This is a genomic window from Klebsiella sp. (assembly GCF_027492335.1).
GTDB classification, from domain to species: domain Bacteria; phylum Pseudomonadota; class Gammaproteobacteria; order Enterobacterales; family Enterobacteriaceae; genus Klebsiella; species Klebsiella huaxiensis.
The window spans coordinates 19325-42080 of the sequence record NZ_JAPUEW010000081.1 but is presented as its reverse complement, the minus strand read 5'-3'; the positions used below and the strand labels follow the sequence as shown (position 1 = coordinate 42080).

Sequence of the window (22756 nt, the reverse complement as noted above, 5' to 3'; positions counted from 1 at the left end):
CTTTCTGACGGAGTCATCATACAAGCCCGGACAGATGCGCAGCATCGCCTCCGGGGAAAGCATCTGTACAAACAGACCCTCTTTAGCGCAGCGACCACCACTCCCGCAGGCAGGCCTTGCCTTCCGGACAGCTTTTGCAGCTTCCGGAAAGACAGCCATCAGCATCTTCGGTCACTTTTACTGCTTTACCCATCGCCTCCAGGCGGCCCAGCATGGCGTCGATCATCGGCTGAGGCGTACGCAGGCGGGCGCTCAACTGCGCGGCCTCCATCCGCCCTTGCAGGGCCAGCATATCGCGAACCTCAATTAACGACGCCATCATCGCTCCTTAGTGGCAATCGCCAGCCGGACTCTGGCAACAGGACGACGGCGTTTTGCGCGTTGCCAGCAGCGAGACGTCCACCCGGCTACGCGCCCTGCGCAGCAGACCAAAGACCAGAATATTGAACAACACCACCGCCAGAATGCACACCAGGCTATAGCGCGGATGCTGGCTGAAGCTGACGGTCTGGTAATACAGCGTAGAGAGTGAATAGGCGATATTCAGGCCCCACAGGATAGAGAAGGACATCCAACCGCGGCTCGACTCGCGGGCAATCGCCCCCATCACCGAAATGCAGGGAATATAGAGCAGAACGAAAATCAGGTAGCTGTACGCCGCTGCGGCGCTGCCGAATTTGCTGCCCATTACGCCCATCGCGCCGGTTTCCATTTCGCCATCGCCTTTGCTGGCTTCAATGGGGTTCGCCAGTACGCTCAGGCTGAAGGTATCTTTCAGGCTTTGCCAGGTCTCATCCACCGCGGCCAGCAGTTCGTCGCCAAGGTGGAACTCCTGCGGATTAAACGCTTCATTCTGGATATCTTCAGCGGTGTAGAGCGTGTTCAACGTACCAACCACCACCTCTTTCGCCATCGCGCCGGTAAACAGGCCGACGGTCGCCTGCCAGTTATCCTCATGCACGCCAATCGGTTTAAACACCGGGGTAATCACGCGGCTGACTGATGCCAGCGCCGAATCGTTGATGTTATCGACGATCTTCCCGCTCAGCGAGAAGCTGTTCAGCGCGCTGAGGAAGATACTGACGATGACGATCACTTTACCGGCACGCAGCACGAAACCTTTCAGACGCTGCCAGGTCTGGATAATCAGACTCTTAATATGCGGGACGTGGTACACCGGCAGCTCCATCACGAACGGCGAAGCTTCGCCGCGCATAATTGTGTGCTTGAGCATCAGGCCGGTGAGGATCGCCATGACGATACCTAACAGGTATAGCGAGAAGACCGCCAGCGCGCCGTTCTGGCCGAAAAAGGCGGCGGCAAAAACAGCAAAGATTGCCAGCCGCGCGCCGCAGGACATAAACGGCGCCATCATGATGGTCATCAGGCGCTCGCGCGGCGCATCAAGGGTACGTGCGCCCATCACCGACGGCACGTTACAGCCAAAACCAACAATCAACGGCACGAAGGATTTCCCCGGCAGCCCCAGCGCTTGCATCAGGCGGTCCATCACAAACGCCGCCCGCGCCATGTAGCCGGAGTCTTCAAGGAAGGAGAGGAACAGGTACATCATGCCGATTTGCGGCACCAGCGGCAGCACGGTATTAATACCGCCGCCGATTCCCTGGGCGAGGAAAATGGTTAGCCAGTCCGGGAAATGCAGGGTATAGCCGATCCACTGAATGCCGTGGATAAAGATAGCCACAGAACCGCCATCAAAGATTGGCTGCAGTGCACCACCGATGTTGATCGCCAGTAAGAACATCAGGTACATGACGAATAGAAAGACCGGCAGCCCAAGGAAACGGTTGAGGATAATTTTATCCATCGCCGCAGTGAAACGACTTGGCTCGGAGGTCAACGTGTTGCTGACCGCATCACAAATGGCGGCAATGCTTTGGTAACGCGCATCGGCAATATGCAGCGCCGGGTCGTCCAGCTCTTCGCTCAGATGCGCCAGCGCACTGTCCAGCTTGTGGGCGGCGTCACCAGCATAGGCACGGCTGTAAATATCGCCTTCCAGCATCTGCAAACCCAGCCAGCTACGCTGACGTGGCGGGATGTTCTGCGCCATCGCTTGCGCCAGCTTGTCCGCTTCGCGCAGCAGCGGCTGCGGATAGTGCACCAGCTCAATAGATTGGTTTTCCTGATGACGGTCGATAGCCATTTTTAAGGCTTCGATACCGCGTCCACGGGTGGAAACCAGCGGAATAACCGGGCAACCGAGGCGCGCTGCCAGCGCATCGACATCAATACGGATTTTTTGTTTTTCCGCGATATCAAGCATGTTCAACGCGACTACGCAGGGAATGCCTAGTTCCAGCAGTTGCAGGGTCAGGTAGAGGTTACGTTCCAGATTGGATGCATCAACCACGTTAATCAGCATGTCGGCATCACCGCTGAGGATGTAGTGGCAGGCAATTTGCTCATCCAGCGAGGTTTGCGAAGAGATAGTGGTCAGGGAATAGGTGCCAGGAAGGTCGACCAGCGTGACTTGATGATCGGTGGTGTTGAAACCACCCTCTTTACGCTCAACGGTGACTCCGGCCCAGTTGCCCACACGCTGACGCGCGCCGGTGAGTTGGTTGAATAGCGTCGTCTTACCGGAATTAGGATTACCAATTAAACCAATGGTTAATTTTTTCATATTCATGCTCTTAGTGCCGGTCAGGCGTTATTGTGCAACTGCTTCCAGCTCAATTAACGCTAAATCCTTTTTGCGTAATACCAGGCTCACACGTCGGGTTTCAATGTGAATAGGATCGCCAAGCGGCGCCACGCGAACCACATTAAAAGAAGAGCCGGGCAGCATCCCGAGGGACAGAAGTTTCTGCCGATAAGCCGGGCTAATATCGCGGGAGAAACCAGTGATTTTCCACGCACTATCAGGTGTGAATTGCATAGGACCTACTTGTATATCGCTAACTGAAAGAGAGTTTTCCGTATGCGCCGGAGGTGAAGCGCCTGGGACCGTAGCCAACGAAGAATAATAAATACTCACTGAGAATAATGATAATGAGAATAGTTTTTATCATCAATACATATAATGCGATAGATTCTATGTTTAGCCGGAAAATTGAGCTTTTGTTGATATTGAGCAAAGTCGATTTTGTTATCGCCACTGAGATAATAATTATTCTTATTTCTTAATGTTTAATTAAGGTTTCGTTAGTTAACAAAATGAAAATATTAATCTCAGAAATTCAATTCACGCTTATTAAGAAGTTATAAGAAAATACTGATGCTTGTTTGCGCAATATGGCGAATGGCCGAGGAGAAGCGGCCCCTCAGCAAGAGGGGCCGAAAAGGGGGGCTAGCGTTTTTTACCCATTGCTGCGGCCAGCGCGTCCATCATCGCGCTGTTGCCCGCAGGCTGTGCGTCACGACCGCGTGGTGGCTTAGCCGCTTTTGCCGCCGGGCGATTGCCCTGAGGGCGATCGTTATTCCCGCCGCCGCGACGGGCATTGGTTTCGCCAGGCTGTTCGTCCAGGCGCATCGTCAGGGCGATACGCTTACGCTGTAGGTCAACTTCCATCACTTTGACCTTCACGATATCGCCCGCTTTGACCACGGTGTGCGGGTCTTCAACGAACTTATTCGACAGCGAAGAGATGTGCACCAGACCGTCCTGATGCACGCCGATATCAACAAACGCGCCGAAGTTGGTGACGTTGGTGACCGCGCCTTCGAGGATCATCCCCGGCAGCAGGTCGTTCATCGTTTCGACGCCATCGGCGAACTGGGCGGTTTTAAACTCAGGACGCGGGTCGCGACCCGGTTTTTCCAGCTCTTTGATGATGTCGGAAACCGTCGGCACACCGAATTTGTCATCGGTGAAATCAACGGCTCGTAGGTTGCGTAATTCGCTGCTGTTACCCATCAGATCTTGCAGCGCCTGCTGCGTCGCCGCCAGAATTCGCTCAACCACCGGATACGCTTCCGGGTGCACGGTTGAGGCGTCCAGCGGGTTGTCGCCGTGGTTGATACGCAGGAAGCCCGCGCACTGTTCAAACGCTTTTGGCCCCAGACGGCTGACTTTAAGCAGTTGCTGGCGGTTCTGGAACTGACCGTTTTCATCACGCCAGGCGACAACATTTTGCGCCATCATGCGGGTCAGACCGGCAACGCGGGTGAGCAGTGGTACCGATGCCGTGTTGAGGTCCACGCCAACGGCGTTCACGCAGTCTTCAACCACCGCATCCAGCTTACGCGCCAGCTGCGACTGGCTGACATCATGCTGATACTGGCCAACCCCGATGGATTTCGGGTCGATTTTCACCAGTTCGGCAAGCGGATCCTGAAGACGGCGGGCGATAGAAACCGCGCCGCGCAGGGAAACGTCGAGGTCCGGGAACTCCAGCGCCGCCAGTTCTGAGGCGGAATAGACGGAAGCGCCCGCTTCGCTGACGATCACCTTCTGCGCGGTCACTTTCGGGAACTGTTGCTGCACGTCGAGGAAGAAGCGTTCGGTTTCACGCGAGGCGGTACCGTTGCCGATCGCCACCAGTTCAACATTGTGTTTTTCACACAACGCAGCTACCGCCACCGCCGCTTTGGCGGCCTGCCCGGTATGCGGGTAAATGGTATCGGTGGCGACCAGTTTGCCGGTGCCGTCGACAACCGCCACCTTCACGCCGGTACGCAGGCCGGGATCGAGACCCATAGTAGCGCGTAGCCCGGCCGGGGCCGCCATCAGCAGGTCATGCAGGTTGCGGGCGAAAACGTTGATCGCTTCGTCTTCCGCACGTTCGCGCACGGTGCCCATCAGCTCGGTTTCGAGGTGCATCAGCACCTTGATACGCCACGTCCAGCTCACCACGCCTTTACGCCAGCTATCCGCAGGAGCGTTATTCAAGCGCAGGCCGAGATGGTTGATAATAATTTGCTCGCCATGGCTCTCTTTCGGTGGCTCGTCAAACTGCGGATCGGCATTCAGAGAGAGTTGCAGCACGCCTTCGTTGCGGCCGCGGAACATGGCCAGAGCACGATGTGACGGCACGGTAGAAATCGGTTCGTGGTGATCGAAGTAGTCGCGGAATTTCGCCCCTTCCTCTTCTTTCCCACTTACCACGGTCGCGACCAGGTGGGCGTTCTTCCACAGATAATCACGCACTTTAGCCAGCAGCCCGGCATCTTCAGCGAAACGCTCTATCAGGATATAGCGCGCACCATCGAGAGCGGCTTTGCTATCCGCGACGCCTTTATCGGCGTCGATATATTTGACGGCTTCGGTTTCTGGATCGTGGGACGGTTCGTTCCACAGCAGTTCAGCCAGCGGCTCCAGTCCGGCTTCAATGGCGATTTGCCCACGCGTGCGGCGTTTTTGTTTGTACGGCAGATAGAGGTCTTCAAGCTCGGTTTTACTCAACGTACCGTTGATGGCTTTTTCCAGCGCCTCGGTCAGTTTGCCTTGTTCGCCGATGGACTTGAGGATCGTCTGGCGGCGGTCTTCGAGTTCACGCAGATAACCCAGGCGGGTTTCCAGATTACGCAGCTGCGTGTCATCCAGACCGCCGGTGACTTCTTTACGATAGCGTGCGATAAACGGCACGGTGTTCCCTTCATCAAGCAGGCGAACGGCAGCTTCTACCTGTTCAGCCCTGGCCTGAAGTTCACCCGCAATAATGCGGCAGAGCGAATCATTCATCATGGGTTTAATTCATCTTTAGGATCAAAAATCAGGGGGATAGTTATACGGACTGACACAGCAAAATGCCAGCCACGACCAAAGCCTCTCGGAATGTTCCAGGGCTTAGAGCCTATCTCAGTAGGCGTAATTGGCGAAGACAGTTTGAACACGGACAGCGCGGAAGAACCGGAGCGTACACGTAGTACGTGAGGATTCTGAGCACTGCCCAGGTTCAAAATGGCAAGCAAAATAGCCCTAATGGGATAGGCTCTTATTTGACGTATTCAATCTCATTCACGTACCAGGCGGCTTCCCCCGCAGGTGTGTTAACGATAGCCAGGTCGCCGACCTCTTTTTTCAGCAGCGCGCGCGCCATTGGCGAATCAATTGAGATGTAGTCGTTGCGCCCGAAGATTTCATCGTAGCCGACGATGCGAAAGCGCTTGGTATCGCCATCATCGTTTTCAATCTCCACCCACGCGCCGAAGAACACCTTGCCTTCCTGCTGCGGGGAGTAATCCACGATTTTCAGATGCTCAAGGCATTTGGTCAGATAGCGCACCCGGCGGTCGATTTCGCGCAGGCGTTTTTTGTTGTACTGGTAGTCGGCGTTCTCGCTGCGGTCGCCGAGGCTCGCCGCCCAGGTCACTTTTTTTGTGACTTCCGGGCGCTCTTCGCGCCACAGATAATCCATCTCTTTTTTAAGTTTTTCATACCCTTCACGGGTGATCAGCGGCGTTTTCATCGAGAGTCCTGGTTCCTGTTACACATCTTTGTGCGATGGTGCGCACAATTCGTCGCACGTAATAATACCGACAGGATAAATAATGTGTCTTATGCTTAAATGTATACTTAAGCTGCTGTTAAATATGCTTTGTAACAATTTAGCCTGGAATATATACCAGATTTCGCTGGTGAGCGACCCGGGCTTTTTTGAGAATACGCACTGACAAATGCAGTGAACCTTTGGGAGTATAAACAATGCAAGAGAATTATAAGATTCTGGTTGTCGATGACGACATGCGCCTGCGTGCGCTACTCGAACGTTATCTGACCGAGCAGGGCTTCCAGGTTCGTAGCGTGGCGAACGCTGAACAGATGGATCGCCTGCTGACCCGTGAATCCTTCCACCTGATGGTGTTGGATCTCATGCTACCTGGCGAAGATGGCCTGTCCATTTGCCGTCGCCTGCGTAGCCAAAGCAACCCGATGCCGATCATTATGGTGACGGCAAAAGGGGAAGAGGTTGATCGTATCGTTGGCCTGGAAATCGGCGCTGACGACTACATTCCAAAACCGTTTAACCCACGTGAACTGCTGGCCCGTATCCGCGCCGTGCTGCGCCGCCAGGCCAACGAATTGCCGGGTGCGCCGTCACAAGAAGAAGCGGTTATCGCCTTCGGTAAGTTCAAACTGAACCTCGGCACTCGCGAGATGTTCCGTGAAGATGAGCCAATGCCGCTGACCAGCGGTGAATTCGCGGTGCTGAAAGCGCTGGTTAGCCACCCGCGTGAGCCGCTGTCCCGCGATAAGCTGATGAACCTCGCCCGTGGCCGTGAGTACTCGGCAATGGAGCGTTCCATCGACGTACAAATCTCCCGCCTGCGCCGCATGGTGGAAGAAGATCCAGCACATCCACGCTATATCCAGACCGTTTGGGGCCTGGGCTACGTCTTCGTACCGGACGGCGCTAAGGCATGAAACGCGTGCGCTTTTCGCCGCGAAGCTCATTTGCCCGCACCCTGCTACTGATTGTCACCTTGCTGTTCGTCAGTCTGGTGACGACCTATTTAGTGGTGCTGAATTTCGCGATCCTGCCGAGTCTTCAGCAGTTTAATAAGGTTCTGGCCTACGAAGTCCGTATGCTGATGACCGATAAGCTGCAACTGGAAGATGGCACCCAACTGGTGGTGCCGCCGGCGTTTCGGCGCGAGATTTACCGCGAGCTGGGCATTTCGCTTTATTCCAATGAAGCGGCGGAAGACGCAGGCCTGCGCTGGGCGCAGCATTACGAATTCTTAAGTCAGCAGATGGCGCATCAGCTGGGCGGGCCGACCGAGGTGCGGGTTGAGGTGAACAAAAGCTCCCCCGTGGTCTGGCTGAAAACCTGGCTCTCGCCCAATATCTGGGTGCGCGTCCCGCTGACCGAAATCCATCAGGGCGACTTCTCGCCGCTGTTCCGCTATACCCTGGCGATTATGCTGTTGGCGATTGGCGGCGCCTGGCTCTTTATTCGAATTCAGAACCGACCTCTTGTCGACCTGGAGCACGCAGCGCTTCAGGTCGGGCGAGGCATTATTCCTCCACCGTTGCGCGAATACGGCGCATCGGAAGTTCGTTCGGTAACCCGAGCCTTTAACCATATGGCGGCGGGCGTCAAACAGCTAGCGGATGACCGTACGCTGCTGATGGCCGGGGTGAGTCATGATCTGCGTACGCCGCTGACGCGCATCCGTCTGGCGACGGAGATGATGAGCGAAGAGGACGGTTACCTTGCCGAGTCGATTAATAAAGATATTGAAGAGTGCAACGCCATCATCGAGCAGTTTATCGACTACCTGCGCACTGGCCAGGAGATGCCGATGGAGCTGGCGGACCTTAACTCGGTGTTGGGTGAAGTGATTGCGGCCGAAAGCGGCTACGAGCGTGAAATCGCCACCGACCTGCAGGCAGGTGAAATTCCGCTGCGGATACATCCGCTGTCTATCAAGCGCGCGTTGGCCAATATGGTCGTGAACGCCGCCCGCTATGGTAACGGCTGGATTAAAGTCAGCAGCGGGAGCGAAGGTGGTCGGGCATGGTTTCAGGTTGAGGATGACGGTCCGGGCATTAAACCAGAGCAACGCGAGCATCTGTTCCAGCCGTTCGTTCGTGGTGACAGTGCCCGCACCATCAGCGGAACGGGCCTGGGGTTAGCTATCGTTCAGCGTATTGTCGATAACCATAATGGCAAGCTGGAGCTGGGCTCCAGCGAGCGCGGTGGGTTATTGATTCGTGCCTGGTTTCCGGTTCCGGTGAATCGCGCCCTGCCGCCAATAAAACCGACCAAAGAGAGTTAAGTCTGCAACAACCCGGCGCGCCCGGTTTTGTCGCCCGGGCAAATCCGCGCGATATTTCAGTCATAGATATCCCCGGATTGCGGCTGACGCCTTATCCGGGCTACCAGATCGCGGAGGTTCGTGGCTTCCCGGGGGCGGTGCTGCGCACCTGCCCGGGCTACAAAACCCCATGAACCCGTAGCCCGGGCAAGGCGCGTTAAGCGTCGCCCCCGGGAAAGCGCGCACGAAATTTCAGTCAGAGACATCCACGGATTGCCGGGCGTTAGTTTTGCCCGTAATAGGCATTCGCGCCGTGTTTACGCAGATAGTGTTTATCGAGCAGTTCAGACTGCATATCCGGCAACTGCGGGGCCAGCTGGCGTGAGAACAGACCCATATAGGCGCACTCCTCAAGGACCACGGCGTTGTGCACGGCGTCAGCGGCATTTTTACCCCAGGCGAACGGGCCGTGTGAATGAACTAATACCGCCGGGATTTGCGCCGGATCGAGACCGCGCTGTTCAAAGGTTTTAATAATCACCTCGCCGGTCTGATACTCGTACTCGCCGTTAATTTCCTCAACGGTCATCAGTCGGGTACAGGGGATCGCGCCATAGAAATAGTCGGCGTGGGTGGTGCCCCAGGCGGGCAGGTCGAGCCCGGCCTGCGACCAGATCGTCGCATGGCGGGAATGGGTATGCACGATCCCACCGATCTGTGGATAGCGGCGATAGAGCACCAGATGGGTCGCGGTATCGGACGACGGTTTTTTGTTGCCTTCAACGACCTTACCGCTGGCGATCTCTACTACCACCATATCGTCGGCGGTCATCACCTCATATTCAACGCCGGAAGGCTTGATGACCATCAGTTTGCGCGTCTCATCGACCGCGCTGACGTTGCCCCAGGTAAAGGTGACCAGTCCGTGCGCCGGAAGCGCCAGGTTTGCCGCCAGCACCTCGGCTTTCAGTTGCTCTAACATGTGAAACCTCCTTCCTGCATTCGTGATTCAATCCAGCGTCGCGCCTGGATAATTTCCAGCACCGGCTCGCTGGCTTTCTCCGTCCACATCTCAATCAAAAATGAACCGCGATAGTTCAGTTCATGCAGCGTTTTAAAAATGCCGACAAAATCAACACAACCTTCGCCAAACGGCACGTCGCGGAACTGTCCGGGGCTATCGCCGGTCACCGGCAGCGTGTCTTTCAGGTGGATTGCGGCGATACGGTCGATGCCCAGCTTCAGTTCGGCAGTCACGTCGTTTCCCCAGGCGCTGAGGTTGCCGACGTCTGGATAAACGGTGAACCACGGTGACGAAAGCATCTCGTCCCACTTTTTCCACTTACTGATGGAGTTCATAAACGCGGTATCCATGATCTCCACCGCCAGCATCACTTGAGCCGCTGCGGCTTGTTCCACCGCCCAGGCCAGCCCTTCGGCGAAACGTTGCTGGGTGCCTTCGTCGTGTTCTTCGTAATAGACGTCGTAACCTGCCAGCTGGATGGTGCGGATACCGAGATCGCGCGCCAGGCGAATGGCTTTGGCCATGATTTCACGCGCCCGCTCGCGAACCGCTTCATCGCGGCTGCCGAAAGGGAAGCGACGATGGGCGGACAGGCACATGGATGGGATGGCGACGCCGCTTTCCAGCATCGCGCTCACCAGCGATGCACGCTGGGCCGGCGTCCACTCCAGACGAGACAAGCGTTCATCAGTTTCGTCCACCGACATCTCGACAAAATCAAAGCCGCAGCTTTTTGCCAGCACCAGCCGCTCCGGCCAACTGAGGTCTTTCGCCAGTGCTTTCTCGTAAATACCTAATGGATGATTACGCATGCTTTTTTCCCCAGATGGCGTCAATTTGGGCGTGGAATTCGGCGGCGACCTGTGCCGGATGGGCGGCTCCTGCCAGCGCCCGTCCGGCGATAAACGCCTTGACGTTAATGTCGCGGAACAGCGGCAGATCCGCTGGGGTAATACCGCCGGTAATCGATAGTTCAAGGCCGATGTCGGACAACGCTTTCATACGCGTCAGATCCGCTTCGCCCCACAGCTGCCCGCTGGCCTGCGCATCGCGTCCGCGGTGATAAATCGCCTGGCGAACCCCGACGCGATACCAGTCTCGGGCGTCGTCCAGCGTCCAGTTACCGAACAGTTCCATTTGAATTTCACCGCCGCAGGACTTGGCAACGGCGTGGCCTTTCTCGATCGTGGCGAGCGGTGCGGCGCAGATGATAGTCATCCAGTTAGCGCCAGCGCCAAAAGCCTGCTGCGCCAGGGTTTCGCCAGCATCGGCCACCTTCCAGTCGGCAACGATGATTTTTTCCGGGCACTGTGCTCGCAGGGCGTTCACCGCGCTAAGGCCTTCGGTTAAACAAAGGATGGTGCCCGCTTCAACGATATCGACATGGTCCTGTAGCAGGGCAACATCGCGGCTTGCGGCCTCCAGATTGGTGTGGTCGAGCGCCAGTTGCAGTAGGGGTCGGCTCATAATGTGTGCTCCTTAATACGGGCGTGATAGCCCTGTAGTGCTTCAATCAAATCTTGGTATTGGCGGTATTTGCGCTGATAGAGGGTGTGTGCGGTCATGTCAGGTAGCAGCGTGCGCACCGGGTGCTGGAGAGCGCGTTGGGCATCGCTGAAATTGCGATATACGCCGGTGCCGACGCGAGACGCGAGGGCCGCGCCAAAGCAGCCGGTCTCCTCCACCTGCGGCAGCTCAATGCGTAAACCGCTGACGTCCGCCAGCATCTGCATCCAGACGTCGGAGTGCGCCGGGCCGCCGGTGACGCGCAGGGTGTGAACCTCGGTAAAGCGCTCACGCATGCGGTTGAGGTGGGTCATATGGCTGAACACCACGCCTTCATAGAGCGCCTGTAGCAGGTGCGCGCGGGTGTGCAGTGCCTGCATGCCGTAAAAACCGCAGGTCATCTCCAGCCCGGCGTTGCTGCCGTAGAGAAACGGGAGAAAAAAGAGGTCGCTACCGGCTTTCGGCAGGCTGGCAACGGCCTGATTAATTTCATCGAAAGAGATCTCCCCCCACTGGGCGGTGAACCACTCCAGATTGCCGGAAGAGGTCGGGCTGGCTTCGTGAACGATGTACTGCCCGTCATTGACGTAGCGGCCATAGACGTAAGGATGCGCCTCATGGTCGCGCAGACCGTGAGCGATACCGCTGGTGACGGCCCAGGTACCCATTACTGCATTGAGGGTGTATTCATCTTCAATACCGGCGCAGAGTGCGGTGGAAACCACGTCAAACAGGCCGCCGACGACGGGGGTGCCCGCCGCCAGACCAGTGATGGCGGCTGCCTGAGCGGTGATTTCCCCGCATATTTCTGCTGAGCCGACGATGGGGGGCAGTGCGCCGTTGATTTCGCTGATGCCCAGCCATTCGGTCAGGCGAGGGTCGTACTGACCCGTCGCCATGTTGTAGAGATTGGACTCGGAGATATTGCTCTCTTCGCAGCCCTTCATGCCGGTTAAGCACCAGCGCAGATAGTCATGCGTCATCATCACGCAGCCTATCTGCGCGTAGCGCTGCGGCTCATTCTCTTTTACCCAGCGTAAAAGGGAGACCGGATGCCCGGTCCAGAGGGTTTGCCGAGTCAGCGGGTAGAGTTTTTGGGGAATCTCCTCTTTTTGCCAGCGCTGGACGATTTCCATGGCGCGACGATCGGAAGAGAGCATCGCTTTACCTAATGGCCGATCGCTTTTATCTAACAGAAACAGGCCCTTCCCCTGAGCTGAAATACCCAGACCACGGATTTGTGAACCATTCACCCCCGTGTGCGCCAGCAGTTTGCTGATGACCGAAGCGCACTGCTGCCACAACTCGGTCATATCGCGTTCAACCCAGCCTGGCTGCGGGCTTAAAGCGTGCAGCGGCAGGCGTTGCACAGCTACTTCCCGGCCTGCGCCATCGTACAATCCGGCTTTTAGCCAACTCCCACCACAATCTAACCCCAGCCAGTAATTGCTCATGACTTATTGCACCTCATCCACGGCTTTCAGAAGGTCGGCGCCCTGCGGGTTGTCTTTCAGGAACATATCGCGTACCTGCGTACCGAGTGCGTCACTAAAGGCTTTACGGTCGATGTCGGTCAGGACTTCAACGCCAGCTTCTTTCATGCCATCGATAATTTTTTGCTGATCTTCGGCGACCAGTTTTCGCTGGTAGTCACCCGCTTCTTTGGCAGAACTCAGCAGCGCTTGCTGGATATTCGGGCTCAGGGAGTCGAATTTAGATTTATTGATCACGACCAGCAGAGGTGAATATGCGTGATGGGTGAGGGAGAGGTATTTCTGTACCTCATAGAATTTTGCTGACCACACGACGTTGATAGGGTGTTCCTGGGCATCAATCGTACGGGTTTCGAGGCCGGTATAGACTTCGGCAAATGGCATAGGAATGGGATTAGCGCCGAAGATTCTAAATGCGGCAATATTCATTGGGCTGTTGTTGGTCCGGATTTTTAATCCTTTCAAATCAGCCGGCGTTTTCACCGGCGCACGAGAGTTGGTGACATCGCGCCAACCGTTTTCCCAGTAGGCCAGCACTTTTAATCCCTTGGGTTCGAGATCTTTTTTCAGCTCATCACCGACTTTTCCATCAAGCGTTTTGTGCGCGTGCGCGGTATCGCGGAACAGGAAAGGGACGTCCAGCAGATTCATCACCGGAGCCAGACCGGCAAAGTTATTTGAGCCGGACATTTCCATGTCGATCATGCCGCCACGCACGCCGCTGATCATCGCCTGCGCATTACCCAGCGTACTGTCAGGAAAGAGTTTTAAAACCAACTCGCCATTGGTTTTTTCTTTTAAGAGCTCATTGAATTTTTTCGCCGCAATATGCTGCGAGTCTGTTTGTGAGGTTTCATAACCAAAACGTAAGGATTGTGCTGCCTGAGATGACATAGTAAATGTAACCAGACCAGCCATTAATAATGTGTAGGTAACAGAACGTAGTTTCATTATATTTTCCTTTTTAGCTCATCCATTTGAGAGGGGTGGTAATCAACTCTGGAATAAAAATAAATAGACCCAGAAGCATGAACAAAACCATGACGTAAGGCGCAACGCCTTTTACAGCATCATCAAATTTGAGTTTTGCAACGCCGCAGATAACGTTGAGGACGTTACCGACGGGAGGAGTAATAAGAGAAATAGAACAGTTGATAATAAACATGATGCCAAAATAGATAGGGTCTATTCCGGCTTCTCTGACTAGCGGCATTAATACCGGCGTAAGAATTAAAACGGTTGGGGTCAGGTCCATTACGGTACTTATCATCATAATAGCCAGCATAATGACGATAAATAACAGTCGCGGAGAATCCACTAACGGCTGTAGCAAATCAGAGACCATCATTGGAAGTTCTGCGATGGTAATAAGCCATGCGGAAACGGCGGCGGCGGCAACTAAAAACATAACAACAGAAGTGGTTTTAGCGGCACCAACCAGAACACGATAAAGTGTAGCGAAGGTCATTTCGCGGTAGATAACGACGGCAACAAATAGGGCGTAGAAGGCTGCGACAGCACCGGCTTCTGTTGGGGTGAATAAACCTGAACGGAAACCGCCAATAATGATCACGGGTAAGAATAGCGCCCAAATCCCCGATTTTAATGACTGCCAAACTTCCTGCATGGAGGCTTTTGGCTGACGGGGAAGGTTTAGCCGACTGGCCTGCCACCACCAGGTAAGCATTAGCGCCGCGCCCATCATGATGCCCGGCGCTATTCCGGCCATAAACAGCTTACTGATAGACAGGCCGCTGGAAACGCCGAAGATAATTAACGGGATGGATGGCGGGATAATCGCGGCGATAATCCCGCCAGAACCGATAAGCCCCGCGGCGCGGTTTACCGGATAGTTGGCCTGGCGCATCATGGGAATCAGTAGCGCAGCGACGGCGGCGGTATCCGCTACCGCAGAGCCGGAAAGGCTCGCCATGATCATCGCGGCTAATACGCCGACATAGCCCAGACCACCGGCTTTATGTCCAACCAGCTTCATCGGGAGATCGACAATGCGCTGCGACAGGCCGCCTGCATTCATTATCTCGCCGGCCAGTATAAAAAAGGGAATCGCCAGCAGAGAGAAGCTGTCAGCACCGTTGACCAACGTCTGGGCGAGGATTTGTACGTCAAAAATATCCATCCAGAGCATCAGCGCCACGCCGCACAGCAGCAGGGACCACGCAATCGGCACACCAATCGCAATTGAGCCTAACAAGCTGACAAGAAATATCACTACGGTCATTATCAGACTCCTTGCGGCGGCTGCTGGGTTGGGGAGGCGCGCGTTATCAGGCGATATAAATGCCGAATTTCAAGCAGCGCGATAACCAGGCTGGTGGGAAGGGTTGCGGCATACATCAAACCAACCGGTAAACTCAGAATTGGGGAGAGGTCGCTCCAGTCCTGAAGCGTTTTTTTCGTGGTCCCCACAGCAAGCGCAAGGCAGAGGAGTAAGACGAGCGAGTGGGTTAATATCGCCATGCGCCGCTGATTATTCGGCGAGAGCTTTTCGACCAGAAAGGAAACCTGCACATGGCTGCCATCCATAAAGGCCACTATCGCACCAATAAAGGTCAGCCAGACGAACAGAAAACGAGATAATTCATCTACTGATAATATGCTGGTGTGAAAGCCATAGCGTAAAATTATATTAATAAAAACAATGCATGATAGCACTGCAATTATGAGTGCGAGAATGGCTTCGAGTATTCTCTTCATTAGCGTTCCTTCAGACTATATTTCTGTTAATGAAAATGTGCATTAAAGTTTTTAGATGGCAAAGTTAAGAGCTCTCTTGATATGCTTTTTCCATTAAAGAAATACCATCGCGTAATATCTCTATACGATGCTGGATATCAGCATTAGCATCTATTTCCAACAGCTTAATACCGGAAAAATGTAATGCGGATGGCGGCGCTATATTCAATAATTCTTTAACATGGTCGAGCGTCATGATGCTTTCCGGGCAGAAAGGGGCAAAGGGAGCATGAAGATCTTGCCATTCACCGTAATCCCCCGTTTGCGTGGTACCGGAGAACATCAGGCCACGCAATTTACCTGCGCGTTGGGCGCTTAATGCATGCTGTCGCGGCAGCGATGTATTCCGGCCTTCAATCGCTGAACGCGCCCAGTTAATACAGACGCCGATGTCATAGTCAGCGATGACTTCCAGCACGTTTTCTAATGGCAGGAATCCCTTACGGGGAGTGGTGCCGGTCATGGCATCGCAATGTTCCAGCACCAGATCGCAGGACCAGTCCCAACCGGCAATCTCTTTCAGTGAACGGGCAAAGGCATCGGTGGCCTGAGCCACGTTCGGATTACCTGCCAGCGGTGCGGCATGCAGTTCAAGGGCGATGACCTTCCCGGCGCTGTTGGCATTGAGCTTATTAATCTTCTGATACAGGTGGCGATAGTAATCGACACAGGTTTTACGCTGGGTTTCATCGCTGGAGGCAAGGCCAAAACTGCCGTTTTCGCCGCGACGGCGCATGGTTTCCATAATCGCAGTCACCACAATTTGCCATTCAGCCGGGGTGTGGCGTAATAACCACTCATCACCGTAGGGGTGAAGATTTTCCAGGCACGGCTGTTCCAGGCCGCGGATATGCGGCGTGTCAGCAAGCTGTCGCCAGAATTCCATCTCCAGCTTTTCATTTTGTTGGTGAAATGAGGGCGCACAGGGGTACGCACCGATTATAAAACCGGTATGATTCATTTTCATTTACCGCTCCTGAATAGAAGTTGTATTAACTCAGCGCAGTTAGCGCTATTTTGACCACAACTTTCCTTATTTCCGTTGCTTCTTTTTTATTACACCCTGGGCGATGCACATCTTGTGGAAAAAAGATGGCATAGCTGCCCGGTATCATTTCAAAAAATGATTCATGTTCACTGTCGTGGTAGTAAATAATGTCGCGTTGTTCCAGCAGCGACTCGCTAATTTCGTTATTCCCGGTATCGATAGCCAGCCCGATCTTTTCCTCACCCCACGCCATAAATTGAACATCCAGATATCGGCGATGTACTTCAGGCAATATTTCCGTATAGGGCCGGGTGGTGAGATCGAGTATTTGCGCGTAAATAGTCCTTCCTTCAATTTCAACCACTCCAGGTTCCAGCGTTTGAAAGTCGGTGGTACGCAGGAAGTCGAGTGCTTTTTCAATCGCTGCCGGAAGTCGGCAGGGATTCGGTTGTGAAATATGACCAAAAATCATAATGTTTCCCTCTACAATGATTTGATCTTCGCCCATACGCTGTCATCAACGGTGATACCGTTGCGGCGATTCTCCTCTAACAAGCGAGTGAACTCATGGCCTGGGAGGCGGACTGCGACGTTTTCATCTGCGCGTTCGGCAGTGGTGATAAAGTCCATGATGCGTTGTAGCTTGGCGTCGCGGGTCGCGCCGTCAATTAACTTATCAACTTCGATAGCGATGAAAATCTGCGAGATGCCGTATTCATCGCTGTTATCTTCGGTAACCTCAGCAACCGATGCGCCATCGGAGAGCAGCGTCGCTATCATGTCCAGCACGATGGACATACCGGAGCCTTTCCAGTATCCCATTGGCAGAATGCGCCTGTTTTTTTCAATTACGCCAGGTTCTTTGGTTAAGTTGCCATCGTCATCAAAGCCCCCGTCAACCGGAAGTTTACGACCAGCGAGACGGTTAACTTCCAGCATGCCGTAGGAGAACATCGACATCGACATATCAACCATGGTGATTGGCGTTGACGGGATGGCAACGATCAGCGGGTTGGTACCGATGCGACACTCTTTCGCTCCCCACGGTGGCATCACCGCAATGGAGTTGGTCCAGCAAATGCCAATGTAGCCTTTTTCTGCCGCCTGCCAGCCATAGCTGCCGCCGCGCATCCAGTGGTTGGCATTGCGTACCGCGACCAGCCCAATACCGTGGCTGGAGGCCAGTTCGATGGCTCTGTCCATCATCTTTTGGGCGGTGAGGTTACCGATCGAACGCTGGGCATCCCACTGTTCTATCGCGCCCAGCGTGGTGATGCGTTCTGGCTGCGCGTCAGGAATAATATCGCCGTTTTCCAGTTGCTGAATAAAGCGCGGGAAGCGGTTTACGCCATGGGAATAGACGCCTGACTCGGTGGTGCGTGCGAACATCTCCGCGCAGGCGTCAGCGGTTTCGGCTGCTACGCCCCGGGCCGTCAGGACGCGGGCAAACTCATTCTTCAGGTCTGCAAAGCTAAGTAACATACGTCGTCTCCGTTGGGTTTTGTTTGTTTCACATAGTGAAATCTGGTTCCAAAAATATTATTCAGGGGCAAAAAAAAGCTGACAGAAGCGCTGTCGGCATGCATTTTGCTGATTTATTACCGTGCTTTAGCTGCGTTGATCGCTACGCGATAGAGCGATGTGGTCGCCGTAATGTACAGCTCACTATTGTCCTTTCCACCAAAAGTGCAGTTTGATACGCGCTCTGGAATGGCGATTTTTTCCAGCAGAGATCCTTGTGCTGAAAGGATAAGAACGCCATTTTCACAACTGCAGTAGATATTGCCCGCCCGGTCGACACAAAAACCGTCCGGAATACCGGGGGCAATCTGGGCGACAACGTGTGAAAACAGGGCGTTATCACCCGTCAGCCTATAAGCTCGTATCTCGCGGCGACCCTGCTGCGGGAAATCAATCACCGACATATCAGCGATATAAAGCCAGCGGTCATCAGGCGAAAAGGCTATCCCGTTTGGTCGCTGTGTGTCGCAAATGGCGATGGCAACCTGCCCGCAGTCCGGATCAAATCGGTACACATAACAGCCAATGACCTGACTCTCAGCGCGATACCCCTCTTCGTTGCTGGTAATGCCGTAGGGGGGATCGGTGAACCAAATCGAGCCATCCTGACGGATAGCGACATCGTTGGGGGAATTAAACCGACGCCCTTCGATTTTATCGACCAGCATCGAGCAGGTGCCGTCGGCGTCAGTACGGCTGATACCGCGGCGACCATGCTCACAGGTAATGATTCTTCCTTGCCCATCAAGCGCGTTCCCATTGGCAAAATGGGACTCGGCGCGAAACAGACTGACGCCATGTCGGTCATCCCAACTGAACATCCGGTTGCCTTTAACATCGCTGAAAATCAGACGCTGCTGCGTTGGAAGCCAGACCGGTCCTTCAGCCCAGATGGCGGGAGAGCAGAGGCGCTCCACGCTATCTGGGGTGTGGAAGGTATACGCCGTCATTTATTTCACGCCCCATATTGCTTTGTAATGCGTGCGGTAATCATTGCCCGGGTCAAATTCGTTTTTCTGGCCACCGTCGGCATTTATATTCTCTTTGGTGACCAGATGCGCTGGGGTGATATAGCCTGAGGGCTTTTCCCCGGCAAATGCACGGTTGAACTCATCCAGTAATTGCCAACCATGCAGTTTTAATGGCTCGGGTACGGTAGCAATCTGGCTTCTGTCATCCCGCACGCGCTGGTAAGCGGTAACTGAGCCATCCCCGGCAGAGATGTTGAACGGTGGCGTGCCCTTGCTGCCTTTGTTGGTGCTTTGCAGTGCCGGGACCATAAAGTCAAAATAGAGGTCGTTTATTGCCAGTGAATACTGAAAATCATCGCCATATTTTTGTATCAGGCTATAGGTCATACCGGGCATACGATTTGACGTATCGGCAAGCGGCGTATCAATAAACTCCACGACTTTACAGCCCTGGCACTGGTTGATGACCTCTTTCATGGCATTCGCCTTATCCAGCGCGATTTGGTAGAGAGAATCCGTGAAGATCAGCACTTTTGCCGTGCCGTTTGATTGCGCAACGGCATACAAAGCAGCCATGCGCGACACTTCGTTAGAATCAGAAGTGACATTATAAAAAATGTTGTACGAAGGCACCGGACCGGGGGCAGGTACGGCGTGCCAGGCGGTAAGAATAATGCCTTCTCTTACGGCTTTCTTCAGCGGAATTTTTGCTACGTTAGGGTTCCATCCGCCGATGACGATGCCATCAGGTTTACGGGCAATGGCCTGATTTAATGCCGCCAACTGGTCTTTAACTGAGCCCGCACCATCCAGAACATCCAGCGACCAGCCTGCGGCACTGGCGGCTTCGGCTAAGCCCTCTTTCACACCAAGTACGCCGCCATTTTTCATGTCCGAAGCAATAAAAATGATCTTTTTATTTGCCTGCAATTTCGGCCCCTGCGTCGGCCCGTCCCACTCAGTGACCGGAGAGGTTGCTTTGGCAATAGCGGCTTTGGCCTGCTCAACGAAGGCGTCTTCAGCAAGCGTTGCGCCGGAGGTGATTAACAGACCCGTAGCCAGGAGATAAGAAACTATTTTTTTGTTCATTTTCAGTTCCTTCAGTGTGTGATTTTTTCGCCAACTGTGGACTCAGGGTCCGGTTGTGGTCGCTGGATTAATTTTTTGCTCTGAGCACGGCGGCGCTGCGCATAACCTGCCAGGGTGATGGAGAAGAGTAGCGTTGCGCCGTTAAACAGCGGCTCGACCCAGAATGCGCCGCCAAATTGCTGAATACCGGCAATACCGATCGCCAGCACGGCAATCCCCACCACCGTTCCCCAGACGTTAACGCGTCCAGGACGAATCGTGGTGCTGCCAAGGAAGGCGCCGACCAGAGCAGGAAGCAGATAGTCCATTCCGACGCTGGCCTGTCCAACACCCTGTTCGGCAGCGATGATCACGCCGGTGAACCCGGTGAGCGTGCTGGAGGCGATGAATGCCCCGATGGTGTAGCGGTTAACGGCAATTCCATTGAGCGCTGCTGCGACAGGGTTACCGCCTACGGCGTACATGCATCGCCCGATCGGGGTGTGTTCCGTGACTATCCACAACACAATGGCAGCGAATAGCACATAAAACGCGACAATGGGGATACCAAACACATCTGTGTGATGAAGGGCAATAAACGCATCCGGAAGATCACCGACGATTTGCCGTCCGCCGGAGTGCCAAAGCGCAATGGCGTAAAGCACCGTCCCGGATCCGAGCGTTGCGACAAAACTGTCGATATCCGCCAGCGCAACCAGAATGCCGTTCAGTAAGCCATAGAGTGCGGAAAGGACCAGCACGATGAGCACCGCCATCGGCCAGGAAAAACCGTATTCCACTTGCAGCGTGATCGCGAGGATATGCCAGAGCACGATTCCGAAGCCGACATTCAGGTCTATTTTGCCCACAATCATGGGGATTGTGGCGGCCAGCGCGAGCAGGGCTATTTTGGATTTACTGTCGAGAATAGCCTGAAGCGTTAATAACGACGCGAAGGAGGGCGTTGTCAGAGAAAACAGGGCAATCAGTAAAATACAAATCACCGGTAGTCCGTAACGGGTTGAGAACTGACCCAGCCACGGTAAAAAGCCGTGCTCTTGTAATGAGACGCGAGATTCAAGCGCCGTTGATTTCATTGATGTTTTAGCCATGATTCACACCCTGGTTAATGTGCTGTGCCGCTGCCGGAGGCAAGCTCCAGTAATTTTGCGAAGGTGACATCCTGATTAATGAGTTCACCGACAATTTTGCCGCGATTAAATACCAGCGCGCGGTTACAGATATGGGCCACTTCTTCCAGGTCGTTAGAGATAACCAGGATAGCGACGCCTTTTTCTAAGGCTGCATTAAGTAAATCGTAGATTTCAGCGCGAGCACCAACGTCAACCCCGGCTGAGGGATCTTCCAGAATCAGTAGCGGCGCATTTAATGACAGCCAGCGTGCCATAACGACCTTCTGCTGATTCCCGCCTGACAGGGCGCTAATCTCAATATTGATTTGTGCCGGGCGCACATCGAACTGAGCTATTTTTTCCCAACTTAGCGGCGCTTCTCGTTGTTCGTTATAGCGAGACCAGGATGAATGCCCGTGTTTGCAGGGATTAAGAAACAAGTTTTCGCGCACCATCATGCCGGGGACCAGGCTTTCGCCAAGACGATCGCCCGCCACGAAGGAGACGCCTGCCGACATCGCTTCTCCTGGCGTTGATGCGTGGTATGGCGTATTGCAGAGTTCAATTGTGCCCTGGCTTGCAGTGCGGCAGGCAAAGAGTAAGCGACCGATTTCTTCCTGGCCTGCGCCGCGTAATCCCGCTAAAGCGACCATTTCACCTGCGCGCAGGGAAAAGGACACCGGGCCGGTATCGCCGACGCAGACGTTTTCCAGTTTCAACAGCGTCGGGGCCGTGCTGTCAGGCAGAGGTAAACGCTGCTTATCACGTAATGCTTCGCCAACAATCAGTTCCACCAGGCTGCGCAATGTGTAATGGGCAATGTCTCCACCGCCGGCATAGCAACCATCGCGCATGGCACAGACGCTATCGGCCATCTCCATGACTTCATCCAGACGGTGGGTGATGTAAATCATACCGACCTGCTTTTCCCGCAGTACGTTCATGACGCGAAAAAGGTGACGAACATCATCGGCAGGCAGTGATGCAGTGGGTTCATCGAGGACTAAGACGGAGGCTTCAACGGCAACCGCACGTGCAATTGCCAGCAGCGATTTCTCCGTGCGTGATAGGTCGAATACGCGATCGTCAGGATCAAGATCGATACCGATCCCTTCCAGCGCCGCTTTGGCCTGCTCACGCGTTTTTTGCCAGTCGATCAAGCCAAAGCGGCGCGGAAAGCCCATCACCATGGCCATGTTTTCGGCGACGGTCATCCACTCAACCAGCCCTAAATCCTGGTGAATAAAGGCGATCGGCTGTTGATTGCCTTTTTTAATTGCGGCGGCAGAGTCGATAGGCGCGCCGTTAAATTTAATTTCGCCGCTGTCGCGTGAGTAGACTCCGGCCAGAATTTTGATAAACGTTGATTTCCCCGCACCGTTTTCACCTAACAAGGCAACGACCTGGCCTGGGTAGATGTCCAGGCTGACATCATTAACGGCGACATTACCGCCAAAGCGTTTGACGATATGGCGCATAGATAACAGGGGCGGTATGGCCGTTTTTTCCATCATCATAATGAGCTCCCGGCACGTTCTTGGAGTACTTATTGAACTTTAAATTTCAATATACGAAATCTGATTTCAAATATAACGATAGGTTTTTCACAAAGCAATCTGTCCATTGAT

21 protein-coding genes are annotated in these 22756 nt (G+C 54.3%); 2 read left to right on the top strand and 19 right to left on the bottom strand.

The genetic code is table 11. The annotated features are described in order from the left end of the window. Positions 1 to 82: 82 nt before the first annotated feature. The 5 genes from feoC to greB all read right to left on the bottom strand — a co-directional run bounded on the left by feoC (position 83) and on the right by greB (position 6374). Positions 83 to 319, bottom strand: a complete 237-nt coding sequence (gene feoC / locus QVF11_RS24240; RefSeq protein ID WP_110276282.1) for a [Fe-S]-dependent transcriptional repressor FeoC — start codon at positions 317 to 319, stop codon at positions 83 to 85. Positions 320 to 328: 9 nt separating this feature from the next. Then, positions 329 to 2647 carry a Fe(2+) transporter permease subunit FeoB gene (gene feoB / locus QVF11_RS24235; protein WP_112216011.1) on the bottom strand — a complete coding sequence of 773 codons (2319 nt, stop codon included), beginning with the start codon at positions 2645 to 2647 and terminating at the stop codon, positions 329 to 331. A gap of 27 nt (positions 2648 to 2674) precedes the next feature. Then, on the bottom strand, positions 2675 to 2902 hold the full coding sequence (gene feoA / locus QVF11_RS24230; RefSeq protein ID WP_004126281.1) for a ferrous iron transporter A: 228 nt from the start codon (positions 2900 to 2902) through the stop codon (positions 2675 to 2677). Between the two features lie 411 nt (positions 2903 to 3313). Continuing rightward, a complete protein-coding gene (locus tag QVF11_RS24225) occupies positions 3314 to 5650 on the bottom strand; it encodes a Tex family protein (protein WP_287859885.1) in 2337 nt (778 codons plus the stop codon). A gap of 250 nt (positions 5651 to 5900) precedes the next feature. Further along, positions 5901 to 6374: a transcription elongation factor GreB gene (gene greB / locus QVF11_RS24220; RefSeq protein ID WP_110276279.1), complete on the bottom strand. Its 474-nt coding sequence runs from the start codon at positions 6372 to 6374 to the stop codon at positions 5901 to 5903. Between the two features lie 236 nt (positions 6375 to 6610). Here greB and ompR point away from each other — a divergent pair, with 236 nt between their 5' ends. Both ompR and envZ read left to right on the top strand, forming a co-directional pair. Beyond that, positions 6611 to 7330 carry an osmolarity response regulator transcription factor OmpR gene (ompR, locus tag QVF11_RS24215; RefSeq protein WP_006177890.1) on the top strand — a complete coding sequence of 240 codons (720 nt, stop codon included), beginning with the start codon at positions 6611 to 6613 and terminating at the stop codon, positions 7328 to 7330. Further along, on the top strand, positions 7327 to 8688 hold the full coding sequence (gene envZ / locus QVF11_RS24210; protein ID WP_142513425.1) for a two-component system sensor histidine kinase EnvZ: 1362 nt from the start codon (positions 7327 to 7329) through the stop codon (positions 8686 to 8688). Before ompR ends, envZ begins: the two co-directional genes overlap by 4 nt. Before the next feature lie 262 nt (positions 8689 to 8950). Here envZ and araD read toward each other — a convergent pair whose 3' ends face one another. The 14 genes from araD to QVF11_RS24140 form a co-directional block, all read right to left on the bottom strand. Next, a complete protein-coding gene (gene araD / locus QVF11_RS24205; RefSeq protein ID WP_287859879.1) occupies positions 8951 to 9649 on the bottom strand; it encodes an L-ribulose-5-phosphate 4-epimerase in 699 nt (232 codons plus the stop codon). Further along, the gene (locus tag QVF11_RS24200; protein WP_287859876.1) at positions 9643 to 10503 is read right to left on the bottom strand and encodes an L-ribulose-5-phosphate 3-epimerase; all 861 of its coding nucleotides are present in this window, start codon (positions 10501 to 10503) and stop codon (positions 9643 to 9645) included. The genes araD and QVF11_RS24200 overlap by 7 nt, the downstream gene beginning before the upstream one ends. Continuing rightward, positions 10496 to 11158, bottom strand: coding sequence for a 3-keto-L-gulonate-6-phosphate decarboxylase UlaD (gene ulaD, locus QVF11_RS24195; RefSeq protein ID WP_287859874.1), 663 nt, complete (start codon positions 11156 to 11158; stop codon positions 10496 to 10498). The genes QVF11_RS24200 and ulaD overlap by 8 nt, the downstream gene beginning before the upstream one ends. After that, positions 11155 to 12651 carry an FGGY-family carbohydrate kinase gene (locus QVF11_RS24190; protein WP_287859872.1) on the bottom strand — a complete coding sequence of 499 codons (1497 nt, stop codon included), beginning with the start codon at positions 12649 to 12651 and terminating at the stop codon, positions 11155 to 11157. Before QVF11_RS24190 ends, ulaD begins: the two co-directional genes overlap by 4 nt. A 3-nt stretch (positions 12652 to 12654) precedes the next feature. Continuing rightward, positions 12655 to 13641: a 2,3-diketo-L-gulonate TRAP transporter substrate-binding protein YiaO gene (yiaO, locus tag QVF11_RS24185; RefSeq protein WP_287859870.1), complete on the bottom strand. Its 987-nt coding sequence runs from the start codon at positions 13639 to 13641 to the stop codon at positions 12655 to 12657. 13 nt (positions 13642 to 13654) lie between these two features. Continuing rightward, the gene (yiaN, locus tag QVF11_RS24180; RefSeq protein WP_287859868.1) at positions 13655 to 14932 is read right to left on the bottom strand and encodes a 2,3-diketo-L-gulonate TRAP transporter large permease YiaN; all 1278 of its coding nucleotides are present in this window, start codon (positions 14930 to 14932) and stop codon (positions 13655 to 13657) included. Positions 14933 to 14934: 2 nt separating this feature from the next. Then, positions 14935 to 15408: a 2,3-diketo-L-gulonate TRAP transporter small permease YiaM gene (gene yiaM / locus QVF11_RS24175; protein ID WP_112215955.1), complete on the bottom strand. Its 474-nt coding sequence runs from the start codon at positions 15406 to 15408 to the stop codon at positions 14935 to 14937. A 64-nt stretch (positions 15409 to 15472) separates the two neighbouring features. Beyond that, the gene (locus tag QVF11_RS24170; RefSeq protein WP_376767886.1) at positions 15473 to 16408 is read right to left on the bottom strand and encodes a DUF4862 family protein; all 936 of its coding nucleotides are present in this window, start codon (positions 16406 to 16408) and stop codon (positions 15473 to 15475) included. Between the two features lie 31 nt (positions 16409 to 16439). Beyond that, complete coding sequence (locus QVF11_RS24165) at positions 16440 to 16907, bottom strand: YhcH/YjgK/YiaL family protein (protein WP_287859891.1); 468 nt, start codon at positions 16905 to 16907, stop codon at positions 16440 to 16442. An 11-nt stretch (positions 16908 to 16918) separates the two neighbouring features. Then, positions 16919 to 17917 (bottom strand): 3-dehydro-L-gulonate 2-dehydrogenase, encoded by a 999-nt coding sequence (gene yiaK, locus QVF11_RS24160; RefSeq protein WP_112215958.1) that lies wholly within the window; start codon positions 17915 to 17917, stop codon positions 16919 to 16921. A 116-nt stretch (positions 17918 to 18033) separates the two neighbouring features. Beyond that, positions 18034 to 18906: an SMP-30/gluconolactonase/LRE family protein gene (locus tag QVF11_RS24155; protein WP_112215959.1), complete on the bottom strand. Its 873-nt coding sequence runs from the start codon at positions 18904 to 18906 to the stop codon at positions 18034 to 18036. Further along, on the bottom strand, positions 18907 to 20016 hold the full coding sequence (locus QVF11_RS24150; RefSeq protein WP_287859864.1) for an ABC transporter substrate-binding protein: 1110 nt from the start codon (positions 20014 to 20016) through the stop codon (positions 18907 to 18909). A gap of 11 nt (positions 20017 to 20027) precedes the next feature. Further along, a complete protein-coding gene (locus tag QVF11_RS24145; RefSeq protein WP_287859861.1) occupies positions 20028 to 21107 on the bottom strand; it encodes an ABC transporter permease in 1080 nt (359 codons plus the stop codon). A gap of 14 nt (positions 21108 to 21121) precedes the next feature. Continuing rightward, positions 21122 to 22642 carry a sugar ABC transporter ATP-binding protein gene (locus QVF11_RS24140; RefSeq protein ID WP_287859889.1) on the bottom strand — a complete coding sequence of 507 codons (1521 nt, stop codon included), beginning with the start codon at positions 22640 to 22642 and terminating at the stop codon, positions 21122 to 21124. Positions 22643 to 22756 lie beyond the last annotated feature (114 nt).

What these genes read in the sequence shown, in the direction of transcription:
- yiaN (WP_287859868.1), bottom strand. Translation starts at nt 14,932, where the DNA reads ATGACCGTAGTGATATTTCTTGTCAGCTTGTTAGGCTCAATTGCGATT.
- QVF11_RS24200 (WP_287859876.1), bottom strand. Translation starts at nt 10,503, where the DNA reads ATGCGTAATCATCCATTAGGTATTTACGAGAAAGCACTGGCGAAAGAC.
- QVF11_RS24225 (WP_287859885.1), bottom strand. Translation starts at nt 5,650, where the DNA reads ATGATGAATGATTCGCTCTGCCGCATTATTGCGGGTGAACTTCAGGCC.
- yiaM (WP_112215955.1), bottom strand. Translation starts at nt 15,408, where the DNA reads ATGAAGAGAATACTCGAAGCCATTCTCGCACTCATAATTGCAGTGCTA.
- ulaD (WP_287859874.1), bottom strand. Translation starts at nt 11,158, where the DNA reads ATGAGCCGACCCCTACTGCAACTGGCGCTCGACCACACCAATCTGGAG.
- QVF11_RS24165 (WP_287859891.1), bottom strand. Translation starts at nt 16,907, where the DNA reads ATGATTTTTGGTCATATTTCACAACCGAATCCCTGCCGACTTCCGGCA.
- araD (WP_287859879.1), bottom strand. Translation starts at nt 9,649, where the DNA reads ATGTTAGAGCAACTGAAAGCCGAGGTGCTGGCGGCAAACCTGGCGCTT.
- greB (WP_110276279.1), bottom strand. Translation starts at nt 6,374, where the DNA reads ATGAAAACGCCGCTGATCACCCGTGAAGGGTATGAAAAACTTAAAAAA.
- yiaK (WP_112215958.1), bottom strand. Translation starts at nt 17,917, where the DNA reads ATGTTACTTAGCTTTGCAGACCTGAAGAATGAGTTTGCCCGCGTCCTG.
- QVF11_RS24190 (WP_287859872.1), bottom strand. Translation starts at nt 12,651, where the DNA reads ATGAGCAATTACTGGCTGGGGTTAGATTGTGGTGGGAGTTGGCTAAAA.
- QVF11_RS24140 (WP_287859889.1), bottom strand. Translation starts at nt 22,642, where the DNA reads ATGATGGAAAAAACGGCCATACCGCCCCTGTTATCTATGCGCCATATC.
- ompR (WP_006177890.1), top strand. Translation starts at nt 6,611, where the DNA reads ATGCAAGAGAATTATAAGATTCTGGTTGTCGATGACGACATGCGCCTG.
- feoB (WP_112216011.1), bottom strand. Translation starts at nt 2,647, where the DNA reads ATGAAAAAATTAACCATTGGTTTAATTGGTAATCCTAATTCCGGTAAG.
- envZ (WP_142513425.1), top strand. Translation starts at nt 7,327, where the DNA reads ATGAAACGCGTGCGCTTTTCGCCGCGAAGCTCATTTGCCCGCACCCTG.
- QVF11_RS24150 (WP_287859864.1), bottom strand. Translation starts at nt 20,016, where the DNA reads ATGAACAAAAAAATAGTTTCTTATCTCCTGGCTACGGGTCTGTTAATC.
- yiaO (WP_287859870.1), bottom strand. Translation starts at nt 13,641, where the DNA reads ATGAAACTACGTTCTGTTACCTACACATTATTAATGGCTGGTCTGGTT.
- feoA (WP_004126281.1), bottom strand. Translation starts at nt 2,902, where the DNA reads ATGCAATTCACACCTGATAGTGCGTGGAAAATCACTGGTTTCTCCCGC.
- feoC (WP_110276282.1), bottom strand. Translation starts at nt 319, where the DNA reads ATGGCGTCGTTAATTGAGGTTCGCGATATGCTGGCCCTGCAAGGGCGG.
- QVF11_RS24170 (WP_376767886.1), bottom strand. Translation starts at nt 16,408, where the DNA reads ATGAATCATACCGGTTTTATAATCGGTGCGTACCCCTGTGCGCCCTCA.
- QVF11_RS24145 (WP_287859861.1), bottom strand. Translation starts at nt 21,107, where the DNA reads ATGGCTAAAACATCAATGAAATCAACGGCGCTTGAATCTCGCGTCTCA.
- QVF11_RS24155 (WP_112215959.1), bottom strand. Translation starts at nt 18,906, where the DNA reads ATGACGGCGTATACCTTCCACACCCCAGATAGCGTGGAGCGCCTCTGC.